Raw genomic sequence first — 13,522 nt, 5'->3', positions numbered from 1 at the left:
ATAAGCTGTTATGCAGACACTGGATTCTTTTGATTGGATTGCTATATCCATTTATTTTCTGGTCCTTCTGGGAATCGCTTTATGGGTAATTCGAAAAAAGGAAAACAACACCGAAGATTATTTTTTGGCGGGCAGAAATGTAGGGTGGTTTGTGGTCGGTGCTTCCATTTTTGCATCGAACATTGGTTCTGAGCACGTTGTGGGACTTGCAGGAGCGGGTGCGGGAGACCGCTTGCCCATGTTGATCTATGAAATACAAGCTTGGATTGTACTGATCTTAGGTTGGGTGTTCTTGCCCTTTTATGCAAGAGCGGGAGTGTTTACCATGCCCGAATTTTTGGAAAAGCGTTTTGATGCAAGAGCCAGGTGGATTCTTTCCGTATTTTCCATCGTGGCCTATGTGCTCACCAAAATTTCCGTGACCATTTACGCAGGGGGAGTTGTGGTTTCCGCACTTCTTGGAATTGATTTTTGGACAGGAGCCATAGCTACCGTTGTGCTTACAGGAATTTACACTGTGCTTGGAGGTATGCGTGCCGTGGTGTATACCGAAACCTTGCAGGCCATCATTTTGGTGATTGGAGCTGCTGCGCTTACGTTTATTGGTTTAGATCACGTAGGCGGATGGGAAAGCATGAAAGAAACCGTTACCCCGGAATACCTAAATATGTGGAGGTCGGCCTCAGACCCTGATTTCCCTTGGCCTTCATTGCTTATTGCCAGTACTATAACTGGAATCTGGTATTGGTGTACGGACCAGTACATCGTGCAACGAGCATTGACCGCAAAAAATATCAAAGAGGGTAGGAGAGGTACCATTTTCGGTGCGTTATTAAAACTTTTCCCGGTATTCTTGTTCTTGATTCCGGGTGTGATTGCCCTCACCTTAAAAATGAGAGGAGAATTACATTGGGACAGTCCAGATGAAGCATTCCCTGTTTTGATGAGCAACTTGTTGCCATCGGGACTTCGAGGGTTGGTAGCAGCAGGACTTTTGGCTGCTTTGATGAGTTCTTTGGCTTCCGTATTTAATTCGTGCTCTACCTTGTTTACGGTGGACATCTATAAAAAAATAAGACCCAATGCGCCAGAGAAAAAATTGGTGAGGACAGGTCAGATTGCAACCATAATAGTTGTGATCATTGGTATTATTTGGATTCCGATCATGGCCAATATCTCCGGGGTGCTCTACGAGTACCTACAAAGTGTTCAATCTTATATCGCACCACCCATTACAGCAGTTTTCCTTTTGGGTATTTTCCACAAACGAATTAATTCCCAAGGGGCATTTGTGACTATGGTGGTTGGATTTATCGTCGGGGCATTGAGAATTGTTCTTGAATTGGTCAAGGATTCATTGGACCCGGACAGTTTCTGGTATCTTTTGGGAGATATGAACTTCTTGTCCTTTGCATCATGGTTCTTCCTTTTTTGTATTATATTGATTGTGGTCGTGAGTTATGCTACTCCGGCACCATCAGATGAAAAGCTAAAGAACCTTACCTATGCTACAATTTCTGATGAAGAAAGAAAGAAGAACAAAAACAGCTACAATTGGAAAGATATTGCCATTTCCGTCATTATTATAGCTATCGTTGCCTATGTGATGATATGGTTTAATGGTAAATAATAATATTTGAATATATAATTGAGGCTGTCTGAAAGGTAGGTTTTCGTCAACCTGAACTTGTCTCAGACTCTCATAACAATTGGTTTATCAGTATGATGAGATTCTGAAATGAATTCAGAATGACGCATTTCAATATTTTTTAGACAACCACTATTGTTTTATGGGAGTCCTTCAAAATAAAGGGTATGTAAGATATTTTCTATCAATATCGTGACCTACGTCATTTTTTATACGTTTTCATCGATTTATCTTTGGTAAAAGCGAGATACCCATGAAAACCGTATTGATCCCTACCGATTTTTCCAAAAATGCTTTACATGCTTTGCAATATGCAAAAGAGCTTTTTAAATGTGAACGCGCCTGTTTTTTTGTGTTGCATGCCTATGGGGAAGAGGTTTACGGCGCCTATAAAACAGCAACAAAGGAGGAGGTTGATAAACTCAAAAATGAAAAAAAGGAGCAAACCGAAAAGAAATTGGACAAATTGGTCAACTCCGTAATCGGTGAACCACCGAACCCGCTACATAATTTTGAGACCGTTGCAAGTTTTGATAATTTGGTTGATGGGGTGAACGATTTTGTAGATGAAATGAACATTGATCTGGTGGTGATGGGCACAAAAGGGGAAACAAGTAACCATAGCACCACATTTGGAAGCTATACCATTGAAATATTTAAATATGTAAAGTGCCCCGTATTGGCCGTTCCTGAGGATTTTGAGTACAGGCAACCCAAGGCTATTCTTTTTCCAACGGACTATCTGCTGCCCTACAAACGAAGGGAACTAAAACTTCTAGGTGATTTGGCAGGTAAATTTAAATCTAAGGTACATTGCCTGTACATTACGGATTTTGACGAACTAAGCCCAAGACAAGAGGACAATAGGATGTTTTTGGAAGGTACCTTGAGCAAAGCCTATTTATATTTTGAAACCGCACCCGTAAAGAACAAGGCTGAGTTGATTTTGGAACAGATTGAGCAGAAAGAAGCTGGTATGCTGGTGATGATAAATTCCCGTCACTCTTTTTTTGAAGATATGCTCTACAGATCCACCGTGGATTTACTGGGATTAAAAATTAAAATACCATTTATGGTCATGCAGAACTTAAAACGGTAGTGCGATGAGAAAGAAACGGATTGTATTGCCCACGGACTTTTCCAAAAATGCATGGAATGCCATTGCATACGCCCTAACGATATTCAAAGAGGTTCCCTGCGATTTTTTTGTATTGAACTCCTATCAGGTGGGGGCGTCGGGCCTATCAACCAAAATGGCAGGTGCCAACGATACACGACTGTACAATTTGATCAAAGAGCAATCTAAACGCGATCTGCAAATAGAGCTGGAAAAAATCAAAAGCTTTGATATTAATCCAGAGCATACGTTTAAAACAAGGTCTATAATGGATACGTTGGTCAATGCCATAGGCAAGACCGTTTATAAAGAGGAAATCGATTATATCATTATGGGGACCAAAGGGGCTTCCGGTTTAAAAGAGGTTTTTATGGGCAGCAACACCTACAAGGTAATCAAGGAAATCGATTTTTGCCCGGTAATAGCGGTTCCAGATGATTATAAACAAGATGGTAAATTGGATGCCATGCTTTTGGCAACAGGTTATGAGCATCTTTTTGAGAATTACGAGCTTAAGCCTCTATTGAACCTTGTTAAACATTTTAATACCAAGCTTTGGATTGCCCATGTAGGTAGTTTGGATGCCCTTACTTCCGAACAAAAGGCTTCCAAGAAAACATTGGAGAGACGGTTAGAATCCATCAATTATGAATTCGTGGAGGTAGAAAAAGAAATTTCCGTAAACCATACGATTCAGCAGTTGATCGATGAAGATAGGGATATTGACATGGTGATCATGATAAATCAGGACCATTCTTTCTTTGAAAGATTAACCCGTGAGCCCGTGATTAAAAAAGTGACCTTTAATTCCAAGGTTCCCTTTTTGGTCATTCATCTATTCGAGTAGGGCTATAAAAATGATTTGGCCAACTGTACAATTTCCCCTTTTTGAAGTACACCCGATTTTCTCCAAAGTTGTTCGCCATTTTTAAAGAATATTAAAGTAGGAACTCCTCTTACCTGATACGTATTGGCAAGGTTCTGGTTTTTGTCGACATCTATTTTTACAACTTTTAAAGAATCACCCATTTCATCCTTCACTTGTTTTAAAATAGGAGCGAGCATCTTACAGGGCCCGCACCATTCCGCGGAAAAATCTACAAGTGTCAATTGGTCGTTGTTGATCAAATTTGCAAAATTTCCTTTCATCGTTCTCAAAAATTAGTGCCCGCAATTTATAAAAACCGACAATTTCTTAAAGTGACTTAGGTCACCCAGCCAAGAAAAGAACCTTAAACATGCAGGGTCGGATACTTTTTCTATCTTTAATCGCTGCACATCTAAACAAATTACATTTCATATGCACACAAAAATAACTGGATGCATTCTTGCCCTTTTGATTATGGCATCCTGTAAAACCGAGAAAAAAAGTGAGGAAACGGATACTTGGCGAACCAAAAAGGTGGCAGTGGAGAACGCGACCCATAATCAATTGTTGGAGGTTGAAAAAGAAGAAGGATGGGAATTGCTTTTTGATGGAGAGACGATGGAGGGCTGGCACCTTTACAACGATTCGGAAACTGAATCGGTTTGGGAAGTAGTGGATGGTGAGCTGCATAGCAACGTTAATGACGAATCCTTGAAGGCGGGAGATTTGGTTACCGACCAACCTTATGAAAATTACGAGTTAACATTGGATTGGAAAGTCTCCGGGAATGGAAATAGCGGTATTTTTATAAACGTACAGGAATTGCCAAATGTTCCAACTGCTTGGCAAAGTGGCCCCGAATATCAAATTTTGGGTGCGGACCATATGGATTACGACCTACCGGAAAAGCGACCGGGTTGTCTGTATGTTTTTCAGCCACAACAAAATAAAGTTGAGATTAAACAGGGCAATTGGAACAAAACCAGAATAAAACAAGTAGATGGAAAAGTAGAGTTTTATCTTAATGGAGTCTTAACGGCCAAAGAAGACTTTAGCTCACCGGAATGGAAAAGTAAAATTGCCGAGACCCATTTCTCCAAATACCCCGAATTTGGCAAGACAACCGAAGGTAAAATTGCATTGCAATACTGGTATTTTGAAACCTGGTTCCGAAATATAAAAATCAGGGAGTTGTAAAAGGGCAATGGCCCTTTTCGCCAAAAAGACAGGAATGGGAAAAGCAACCTAATCATTTGATCGTATTTTTTGCAAAAGCCCCTCCAATATCTCATCCTCTTCGTCCAACAAATGGTCTTTGATATAAATATCGGGAATTACACCTGCTTCTACGGTGCTTCCATTGACACGTACTATTTTTCCTTTGGAAACATTGACAGGGATTTGGGTATTAGGCAACTTAAATTGAAAGATAGACGCATAGAGTGAAGGATACTCTCCAGTTTCTTCGCCAACAATGGTGGCAAAACCGTAATCTTGAATTTGGGCTGCCGTAACCGTTGCTTGCGAGTGCGATTGTCTGTTGACCAAGACATAGACTTTTCCCAAGAACCTTTTAGTTTTGGGTTGAGGTTGGTAAGGTTCGAATTCATAATCGTAAACTTCACCATTTTTATGATTGAGCACACTTTGCCAAAATGCATTCGTTGTATCATAATTTTTTCGGGTATGTTCCTTTAAAAACTTACTGGTTTTTAGCTTAAAGCTTGAGTTCCATTTAAAAGGCCTGTCCGAAAAATAGGATACCAAATAATTGCTGTAGGAATCGTCTCCACCTCCATTGTTTCTTAAGTCTATGATGAGATTTTTGCTTTTTCTCTCTTTTATTTGAGTGAAAGCAGAATCAATAAATTGTTGGTATTTTTCTTCATCCCCGCCAAAATTACCAGATTTGATGTAGGCGGATTCCCCAATAAATTCCAACTTTCGTTCAGAATTGATCAACTCCTTTCTTTTCATTTCATAGCCCTGGATCAAATCTACGGCATCGACCACGTAGGTTTTTGTAACCCCATCCGATTTGATCTCAACCTCAAAACTGTCTTCTTTACCATAAACCTGCCAGTAATATCTTGGGAAAGAATACAGTTCTAGTTTGGCATTTTTAAAATAGCGACGTTCTGCGGAAATCAAAGGATATATTTCTGATAAAATCGCTGTCATCGAAACGCTATTAATGCTAAGGATTTCAGCACCAACTTTAATGGCATCGTTGTTGGACCAATTTTTTCGGACTAGGGATTTCCCATCTTCAAAGGCTATTTCCAAAGGAAAAAGAGTACCACCAGCATTGGCATAAGCGCCATAAGAGTTGCCTGGAAATCCTATTTCGGTATGACCGTTGTTTGCTTTTGAAATTACTTTTTGGAAAAGCGAGGTCACCTCCAATAAATTGAAGTTATCCTTGCTTATTTCATTTTTGACTTGGTTGTAGTTTTCATCAAACTCTTGTTTTGGGGTATAGGCGTAGAGGTTGTAATGTGTCTCTTCAAGGGATCCCTTTAAAAACGCCAAATCTTGCAAAACGTCATTTCTGGAAAAAAGATTTTGTGAATGTAGGTTTACACCAAAGAATAAACCTAGAACAAGGAAGAGCTTACAAAAAGAGGTCGAGGATAAAAAAGTGGGTTTCATCAAATTTAAATTTTCCGCAAAACTAGTTTCATTGTATTTACGAAGCGACCGACTGCTTCTTTTCGGACTCTTTTTTGAGCTGATTTACATATTGACTAGGTGTTTTTCCAGTTGTTTTTTTAAAGACATCATTAAAAGTGGATTTGGATTTAAAACCACAATCAAATGCAAGGCCTAGCAGGGTCAATTTTTTGTTTTTGGGTTCAGCTGCCAATTGTTTAAATGCTTCCACGCGATAGCTGTTTACGTACTCGTAAAAGTTTTTGGAAAAACTACGATTGATGGTGTGGGAAACTTGTTTCGGATTCAAGTTCACGAGTTCCGACAATTTACTCAAATCCAGTTCAGGATTCAAATAAGGTTTTTGGCTTTCCATCACTTTGGTGATTTCTTTTGCCCACGCCAAATTGTGTGTATTATCTTCTAATAGTGCCTTTTTTGAGGAGTAACCCGAAGTTTCTGTGCGGGCTTTTAAGTAACCCTTAAAACCAATCCAGTAGGTTATTAAGGCCAATCCAACAAAAGTGGGCAGGAAGTAGGCGTCCCTTAAACCCCTATCAAAAACAAAACGGTCAATCTCGGTCAAAACCATCCAGCCTATCCAAAATACAGCATAAATGATTATGGGAAGTTTTAACCAATTCAATGATTTGTTTTCCAAGTTGGAAAATTGCTGTTTTAACCAATTTTGATATCGGAACAGTACCAATAGTGATATGATACTATAAATGGTAATGGATAAAATACCCAGCCACTGTTCCGCCAAGTAGAATTTAGTATAGGGATGTGAAGGTGTTTGGTAAAGGCCGTCGGCACCCAATCTATAAAAAGCGGTTCGGTAAAAAATAAATTCCAATGCCAATGGGACAAAATGAATCAGGTCTTTTTTTGAAATTTTGAAGTCATTGTCCGTAATGCTTTTGGTGTAAAAGTACAGTGCCGGGCCAATGCCATAAAGTAGTTCTAGTTGTACATACCTAAAGGTATCCATCATATCATAACTGCTAAGTACATTTACCAAGGCGATATTCAATGCCATTAGGGCAAAGAAGAAAATAAGAAGCGATAAAAATATGTTGGACTGGCTCCGTGGGCGCTTGGTAAGCAATAGAACGCCCAAAACAATGGCCTGCACGGAAAATACAAATATGATTGTGGTTAAAATTGGATTTGGCGAACTCATCAGGTCGCTAAGTTAGCTAATTTCTATGGGCAACAATGTCGTGTTTGATTTCACGGCGCCATCATTTTCTCTGTCTAACGATTATAGTTTCAACGAAAAATGGTCATTGGGCCTACACAAACTATTATTATCACTATTAACTGTATTGGTACAATTACATTTATGTGCAGGTGAATAGTTTGACCTAATCCTAAATGGCTACATTTATCTTTTTAATTAAGAACTTCAATTAAAATATCTAGGTGAACCTAATGAAAATGAAAAGTTTCAAAATCATCACCTTCCTGTTTTGTATTCCTGTTCTTGTAATGTGCAAGCCAAAGGAAAAACAAGCAGACACGGAAACTGAAATAGTATCGGCGAATCACTATTGTTATATACCCTCCGATTCCTTGATTGGAAAACAATACCTTGATATGAATGCTTTGGCGGACATTGGAAGCATAGCTCCAGAAGAGGAAAGGTTGACAGACACTTCGGGTATGGTGCTGATACAAGGAGGGACGTTTGATATGGGAGGAGATATGCCCACGAATACGGAAGGAATGCCTCCTACGGCATTGCCCCAACCGGATGAATTTCCCAAACACGCTGTTCAGGTTTCGGATTTTTATATGGATGAACACGAAGTTACCGTAAAGCAATTTTTGGAGTTTGTTGAAGCAACAGGTTACAAAACGGTTGCGGAGTATGATGTGGACTGGGAGGAATTGAAAAAACAATTGCCCCCAGGAACGCCCAAACCCGATGAAGAGATGCTGAAAGCTGGTGCTTTGGTGTTTCAATATGTTCCGGAAGGCACTCCAAAAGATAACTTGGCCAATTGGTGGTCTTTTCAAAAAGGGGTTGATTGGAAAAACCCCGATGGCAGTAATCCAGCGTTGGAAGAGATCTTGAACATGCCGGTAACCCAGGTTTCCTGGTACGATGCAATGGCCTATGCAAAATGGGCCAATAAACGTTTGCCCACAGAGGCGGAATATGAATATGCCATGCGGGCTGGCAGTAATAACACCATGTACCCATGGGGCAACGAAATTGTAGGCGACACCGACCAAAGAGGTAATTTTTTACAAGGAAACTTTCCTTATGAAAATACGGTAGAAGATGGTTTTGAAGCTCTGGCGCCCGTAAAGTCCTTCCCCCCCAATGCTTATGGTTTGTATGATATTTCGGGGAACGTTTGGGAGTGGACCTTGGACTGGTATGGAGCCGATTACTATCAAATTTTGAAAAATGAAGGTGGAACGGCTTTAAACCCACAGGGACCAGAGAAGACCAGTGAGGTCTATAACCAACAAGCGACCAATAAAGTGGTCCGTGGCGGGTCATTTTTATGTAATGACGATTGGTGCTCAGGATTCAGAAATTCGCGAAGAATGCGTTTAAGCCCTGATTCCGGTATGCAACATGTTGGATTTAGATGTGTGAGAGAGGTGCGATAATCATAGCTAAGAAATAACTTGAAATCAGCAACCTACTGGTTTTAAGTTTTGTTTTGAAGACCTTTAAGTGGAATCTAAAGGAATTGTACATTCTATGACATAAAAAGCTGCATTAGCAGGATAGGACTGGACCTACGGAAAATCAAGAAGGTCTAATCCCTATTTGGAATAAATTATTCCTTAGCTATTTGTAGAACCAAGGTTCTTATAATTGCCTGCTTGGCACACTGCTTTTCTATAAGGTTTAGCTCATTTTTTGCCAAATGGCCATTTACATCGGTTCCGGGAATGAACACATTAAATCTCTGTATTCCTTTTAACCTCTTTCCTGGGTCGCATCGAGCACTATTGGATTTGGTGTTTGATCCAAGGCGGCAATTGTAAAGCGCAGAAAAAAGTTGGTTCCTTTATCGACCTCGCTTTCGCAAATCAGTTCACCCCCGTTCATTGCTACAAAGTCCTTGGCTATCAACAAACCAAAACCGGTACCTTTTTCTCCTTTTGTGCCTTTTCTGGTTTGGGGTCTGCCATCTTTTTCCAGGTCCTCGAACCAATCGGTGTTCATGCCCACACCAAAATCTTTCACCCCGACATCAATATATCCGCCGCTACGCTTTGACCAAAGGACTATTTTTTGACCACTTGGACTGAATTTAATAGCATTGGAAATCAAATTGCGGAGAATTACATTTAACATGTTCTCGTCGATCAAAAGTTTAGCGTGCGATATCTGTAGCTCTAATGTAACCCCTTTATCATTGGCCAATCGTTCAAATTCATTGGCAATGGTGCCAAAAACCTGTTCCAGGTCACAAACTTTTTTATCCACGGTCATTCCATCCAGCTGTTTATAGGACCATTGTAGTAAGCCATTGACCATGGAAATCTTATCGGCAATTTCACTTTTCAACTGTTCCGTTACCGCTTTTAGTTCACTGTCCGCCAGTTCGGCCTGGATCAATTCGATGATTACAATGAAGTTGTTGAGTGGTGCCCTAACATCATGGGTTAGCAATGAGAACAATTTGTTCTTAAGTTGGTTGACTTTTTCGAGTTCCTTGTTTTGATCCTCCAACACTCCCTTTGCAAGCTGAAGTTTTTTGGTCTGTCTGTCCACTTCGCTTTGAAGCATTGTGTTCGCATCCAGCTGTATTTTCATGGCCTCATATTCGATAGCCTTGAACTTGAAACTTATCAACAATGAAAAAAGAATCAACTGAAGGGTCACTAAGATGGAGGTTATCAGGACTATGGTGCCGGCATCAAAATCAAAACCTCTTTTTAAAAACCATGTCCCCGTATATAGTAGGGCGGCCAGCAGGATTGGGGTATAGGAATACAGGTAATATCGGTTTAATTGATGTTTGCGGAACAATTGAAAGCCGGAAAATATATTGAGGAATATGGAAAGCATGGCCAAAAGGGCTGCCAACAAAACAAAAGAATCATTTAGCCAACCTATTCCAAATATCAGATTGTTAGTGATATGAAAGAGCGGAAGACTGGCTACAAGGCTAATAAACACCTTATAGGTCTTCGATAATTTTGGATGGTCGTTTCCATTGATGTCAAGATAGTTTTTTGTGAAAAGCAACAACCCCAAAGTTGTGATCATGGCGGTACTGAGAGAGGCTTTGTCGGCAATCTTGGAAATTGCATCTCCAAAAGCACCGCCAATAAAGAAATAAAGACTCCAATGTAGCGTCAACCCCAAAATGACAATAAAATAATAGAATAATACTTTGTGCTTCAAAACCAAGAAAGAGAGCAGGTGGTATATCCCAAAAATGCCGAAAATGGATGTGAATACAATGGTTTCCAGGTTTCCAGTATCAATCAAGTCCATGGTGGAAAGTTTGTAGGTTAGGCGAGTACATTTCTAGTGAATAAATGTTAAGGTTGTAAGATAATTTATTTTTGGACAAGCCGCAACGACCATGCTCATATATTGTTTTTTGGTTATGATAACACCTTGTATACCATGCTTTATAACGGGCAAGTAATAGAGAATATTTGATGTTGCGTAATTTGTCCACTTACATGATGTCAAGTGAAAGGTGTGGGGTTTTTGGAACGAAGAACCAAGTGAGCCTAATGGATAATCCTCCAAATGTTTTTGATATGGGCGATCTAAGCTAAGTGGACAATATTCATAAAGTAAAAAAAGAGCATCAAAATTTAACAATTTAGTAGTACGACCCAAAACTGATTCGCTCAGTCCAAAAGGTGACTTTGTTGTGTTACATTTTTCTTAGGAAAGGTTTAGCACTTTGATTTTCCCATCGGAGCAAATTATTTTTGAGGGTATATTTTGTGTGAAGCACTCAGTACATTGCTTTGGCCATTTGCCGTCTGCAACCTTAAGGCCTTTTATTTAAGATAAACGAACTGCGATTCGGAATGGTGTCTTGGTCATGTCTGATATGAGATAAAACAAAGGCTTTCCAGACTTTTGAAAAAATAGGTCACCAAGTAGGGATTGAAAATGTAGTTTATCCGCAGTTTCCCTTTACTGTGGCCGTTTCTGATTGACTATGTGATTTATCTAATTCTTTTTCTGATTGCCCGTTTAATGTCATAATGGGTGTTTTGGTGTCATGTTGAACTTGTTTCAACATCTCATTTTGTTGAATATAAGCCTCTTTATGTGACCCTGAATCAAGTTCAGAGTGACGTTCGTGATATTATGACACATTATGGACATTCAATTTCTTTTTTGTTGGAATTCTTCTTCGAAAAAGACAATTTTGCGAATGTCCTAAAAGATAGGAATACATAGTGGTTTGATTTTTTTAGGCCCTTTTTGTAAAAAAAACATGCAGAAATCTTTCATAGCGAGCATTTTCAATGCTTTGACATTATGGCGAATACCACCAATGATATCTGAACATAATTTGTAAGAAAAAACTTGTTTTTTGGATACTATTCCATTGAAATCATCGTTAAGATTTGGGAAAGTGTACTTTCTGTAAAGACCCCTTATTCGACTGTTTTAAATAAATAATGATTCATGAGGAAAGATGATGTAGACCGCATTAAAATAGAGTATAATCGGATTAGAAAATTAAGTGAATTTGACTTGGATTATGGTAATCTTCAGGAAGAATTCAAGAGTTTGGTCGAGTTAGCGGCCCATGTCGCGGGTACAGAAGTATCCTTAATAAATTTGATCGATAATCATTCCCAATGGAGCGTATCACGTTATAATGCGGACATCTTCCAAATGGATCGTGAAGCCTCTATTTGCCAATACACTATTCAGACGGAAAACTTGATGGAAGTACCACATCTTGACCAAGATGAACGGTTCAGCGAACATCCTTTTGTGAAAGGCGAAGATGGATTCCGATTCTATCTAGGTATTCCGTTAAAGGTACAGACAGGGGAGAATATCGGAGCACTTTGTGTCTTGGACCAAGAGGAAAAGAAAGTCTCTGCAGAAAGTAAAAGGCTCCTTGAACTTATTGCTGATGAAATCGTGAAAAAATTGGAGTGTAAAATAAAAATGGATTCGCTCCAAGATGAATTTGACAAAGCCATTGTTCAGCGTAATCAATTGGCTCATGATGTAAGGGGACCCGTGGGCGGCATTCTTGGCTTGGCCATGAGTACAGAAAATGTAACGGTTGATAAAGAGGAGTTTAAGTCATACATGGAAATGATCAAGGGTTCCGCTTCCAAGCTGTTGGACTTGACGGATGATATATTGGAAAGAGAGAAAGCCCTGCAAAAGGATAATTATTTTACGCTCTCTGAATTCAAGGCTCATCTAGAAGATCTTTATGCACTTTCTGCCCACAATAAGGAGGTCAATCTCCAAGTTGCATTCAACCAAACAAAAGACCATCAAAGATTCTCCAGAAGAAAATTACTGCCCATTGTGGGCAACCTTATTGCCAATGCCGTAAAGTTCACTCCATCAAAAGGGGAAATAAAGGTGAATCTTGATATAGTGCAAGATGAAGAAATGACAGCTCTTCGTATTGAAGTGAGCGATAATGGAAAAGGAATCCCAAAAGAAAAATTACAAAATATAACGGACATTGGTCTAGAAGATGACCGTGGCACAGCTGATGAAAAAGGATATGGGATGGGACTATCCCTTGTGGCTGAAATGGTCGAGAGTATCCATGGAATCCTGAACATTGAATCCGAAGAGGGTAGGGGGACAAACATCAAAATTGCCATACCTCTAAACTTGAATTGATCAGCTTCACACTTTCCATTGATATTGATAAGAGTTCGAATACTTTTACCATGTGCTTTCGTGCTTTTTCCTGTGAGAAGTAAAGAGAAACAATTAACATCAACTATTTTTTGGAATCGTTACGATATACATTGATTCCGTATAAAGTCCATTGATACTTTATAGTGTTACCCTTCTTACAATGGATTGATTTGCAAATGATACCATTTCCATTCAGTTTTTCGGAGGATAAAGAGAGTGTATCTGCTCTTCTTCGGATGAATGGAATATGGATTGCCATGGTGGAATACCTGCCGACTTCAAATTTAGCGAGTAATAAGAACTAAAAAGAAGGAATCTTTCAATGGTGACCACATCCAAACACTTAGGTTTAAATACTTGAGAAAAATCGGGATGGCTCAA

At 39.5% G+C, this 13,522-nt stretch carries 10 protein-coding genes; 6 read left to right on the top strand and 4 right to left on the bottom strand.

Annotated elements, in window-relative coordinates:
* Window positions 1-10: 10 nt before the first annotated feature.
* The 3 genes from J4E06_RS02415 (at window position 11) to J4E06_RS02405 (ending at window position 3,612) form a co-directional block, all read left to right on the top strand.
* On the top strand, window positions 11-1,630 hold the full coding sequence (locus J4E06_RS02415) for a sodium:solute symporter (RefSeq protein ID WP_349522453.1): 1,620 nt from the start codon (window positions 11-13) through the stop codon (window positions 1,628-1,630).
* 271 nt (window positions 1,631-1,901) lie between these two features.
* Window positions 1,902-2,747: a universal stress protein gene (locus tag J4E06_RS02410; protein WP_349522452.1), complete on the top strand. Its 846-nt coding sequence runs from the start codon at window positions 1,902-1,904 to the stop codon at window positions 2,745-2,747.
* 4 nt (window positions 2,748-2,751) lie between these two features.
* Window positions 2,752-3,612 (top strand): universal stress protein, encoded by an 861-nt coding sequence (locus J4E06_RS02405; protein WP_349522451.1) that lies wholly within the window; start codon window positions 2,752-2,754, stop codon window positions 3,610-3,612.
* Window positions 3,613-3,614: 2 nt separating this feature from the next.
* Here J4E06_RS02405 and trxA read toward each other — a convergent pair whose 3' ends face one another.
* Entirely contained in the window at window positions 3,615-3,914 is a 300-nt protein-coding gene (gene trxA, locus J4E06_RS02400) for a thioredoxin (RefSeq protein WP_349522450.1), read from the bottom strand.
* A 151-nt stretch (window positions 3,915-4,065) separates the two neighbouring features.
* Between trxA and J4E06_RS02395 the strand changes: the two genes are divergently transcribed.
* On the top strand, window positions 4,066-4,830 hold the full coding sequence (locus tag J4E06_RS02395; RefSeq protein ID WP_349522449.1) for a 3-keto-disaccharide hydrolase: 765 nt from the start codon (window positions 4,066-4,068) through the stop codon (window positions 4,828-4,830).
* 48 nt (window positions 4,831-4,878) lie between these two features.
* On the opposite strand, the gene J4E06_RS02390 is transcribed toward J4E06_RS02395, so the two are convergent.
* Both J4E06_RS02390 and J4E06_RS02385 read right to left on the bottom strand, forming a co-directional pair.
* Window positions 4,879-6,285, bottom strand: coding sequence for a S41 family peptidase (locus J4E06_RS02390; RefSeq protein ID WP_349522448.1), 1,407 nt, complete (start codon window positions 6,283-6,285; stop codon window positions 4,879-4,881).
* Window positions 6,286-6,322: 37 nt separating this feature from the next.
* Complete coding sequence (locus tag J4E06_RS02385) at window positions 6,323-7,468, bottom strand: helix-turn-helix domain-containing protein (protein ID WP_349522447.1); 1,146 nt, start codon at window positions 7,466-7,468, stop codon at window positions 6,323-6,325.
* Window positions 7,469-7,725: 257 nt separating this feature from the next.
* On the opposite strand from J4E06_RS02385, the gene J4E06_RS02380 reads away from it, so the two are divergent.
* Window positions 7,726-8,913 carry a formylglycine-generating enzyme family protein gene (locus J4E06_RS02380; RefSeq protein WP_349522446.1) on the top strand — a complete coding sequence of 396 codons (1,188 nt, stop codon included), beginning with the start codon at window positions 7,726-7,728 and terminating at the stop codon, window positions 8,911-8,913.
* A 316-nt stretch (window positions 8,914-9,229) separates the two neighbouring features.
* Here the strand turns inward: J4E06_RS02380 and J4E06_RS02375 are convergent, their stop codons facing one another.
* Window positions 9,230-10,759: a sensor histidine kinase gene (locus J4E06_RS02375; RefSeq protein WP_349522445.1), complete on the bottom strand. Its 1,530-nt coding sequence runs from the start codon at window positions 10,757-10,759 to the stop codon at window positions 9,230-9,232.
* Window positions 10,760-11,923: 1,164 nt separating this feature from the next.
* On the opposite strand from J4E06_RS02375, the gene J4E06_RS02370 reads away from it, so the two are divergent.
* Entirely contained in the window at window positions 11,924-13,120 is a 1,197-nt protein-coding gene (locus tag J4E06_RS02370) for a GAF domain-containing sensor histidine kinase (protein ID WP_349522444.1), read from the top strand.
* Window positions 13,121-13,522: the final 402 nt, after the last annotated feature.

The organism is Allomuricauda sp. NFXS6 (assembly GCF_040148835.1).
Classification (GTDB): Bacteria; Bacteroidota; Bacteroidia; order Flavobacteriales; family Flavobacteriaceae; genus Flagellimonas.
This window is presented reverse-complemented; position numbering and strand designations above follow the sequence as displayed.

Coding starts and splice junctions, on each gene's coding strand:
- J4E06_RS02375 (WP_349522445.1), bottom strand. CDS start 10,759: ATGGACTTGATTGATACTGGAAACCTGGAAACCATTGTATTCACATCC.
- J4E06_RS02405 (WP_349522451.1), top strand. CDS start 2,752: ATGAGAAAGAAACGGATTGTATTGCCCACGGACTTTTCCAAAAATGCA.
- J4E06_RS02370 (WP_349522444.1), top strand. CDS start 11,924: ATGAGGAAAGATGATGTAGACCGCATTAAAATAGAGTATAATCGGATT.
- J4E06_RS02395 (WP_349522449.1), top strand. CDS start 4,066: ATGCACACAAAAATAACTGGATGCATTCTTGCCCTTTTGATTATGGCA.
- J4E06_RS02390 (WP_349522448.1), bottom strand. CDS start 6,285: ATGAAACCCACTTTTTTATCCTCGACCTCTTTTTGTAAGCTCTTCCTT.
- J4E06_RS02410 (WP_349522452.1), top strand. CDS start 1,902: ATGAAAACCGTATTGATCCCTACCGATTTTTCCAAAAATGCTTTACAT.
- J4E06_RS02380 (WP_349522446.1), top strand. CDS start 7,726: ATGAAAAGTTTCAAAATCATCACCTTCCTGTTTTGTATTCCTGTTCTT.
- trxA (WP_349522450.1), bottom strand. CDS start 3,914: ATGAAAGGAAATTTTGCAAATTTGATCAACAACGACCAATTGACACTT.
- J4E06_RS02385 (WP_349522447.1), bottom strand. CDS start 7,468: ATGAGTTCGCCAAATCCAATTTTAACCACAATCATATTTGTATTTTCC.
- J4E06_RS02415 (WP_349522453.1), top strand. CDS start 11: ATGCAGACACTGGATTCTTTTGATTGGATTGCTATATCCATTTATTTT.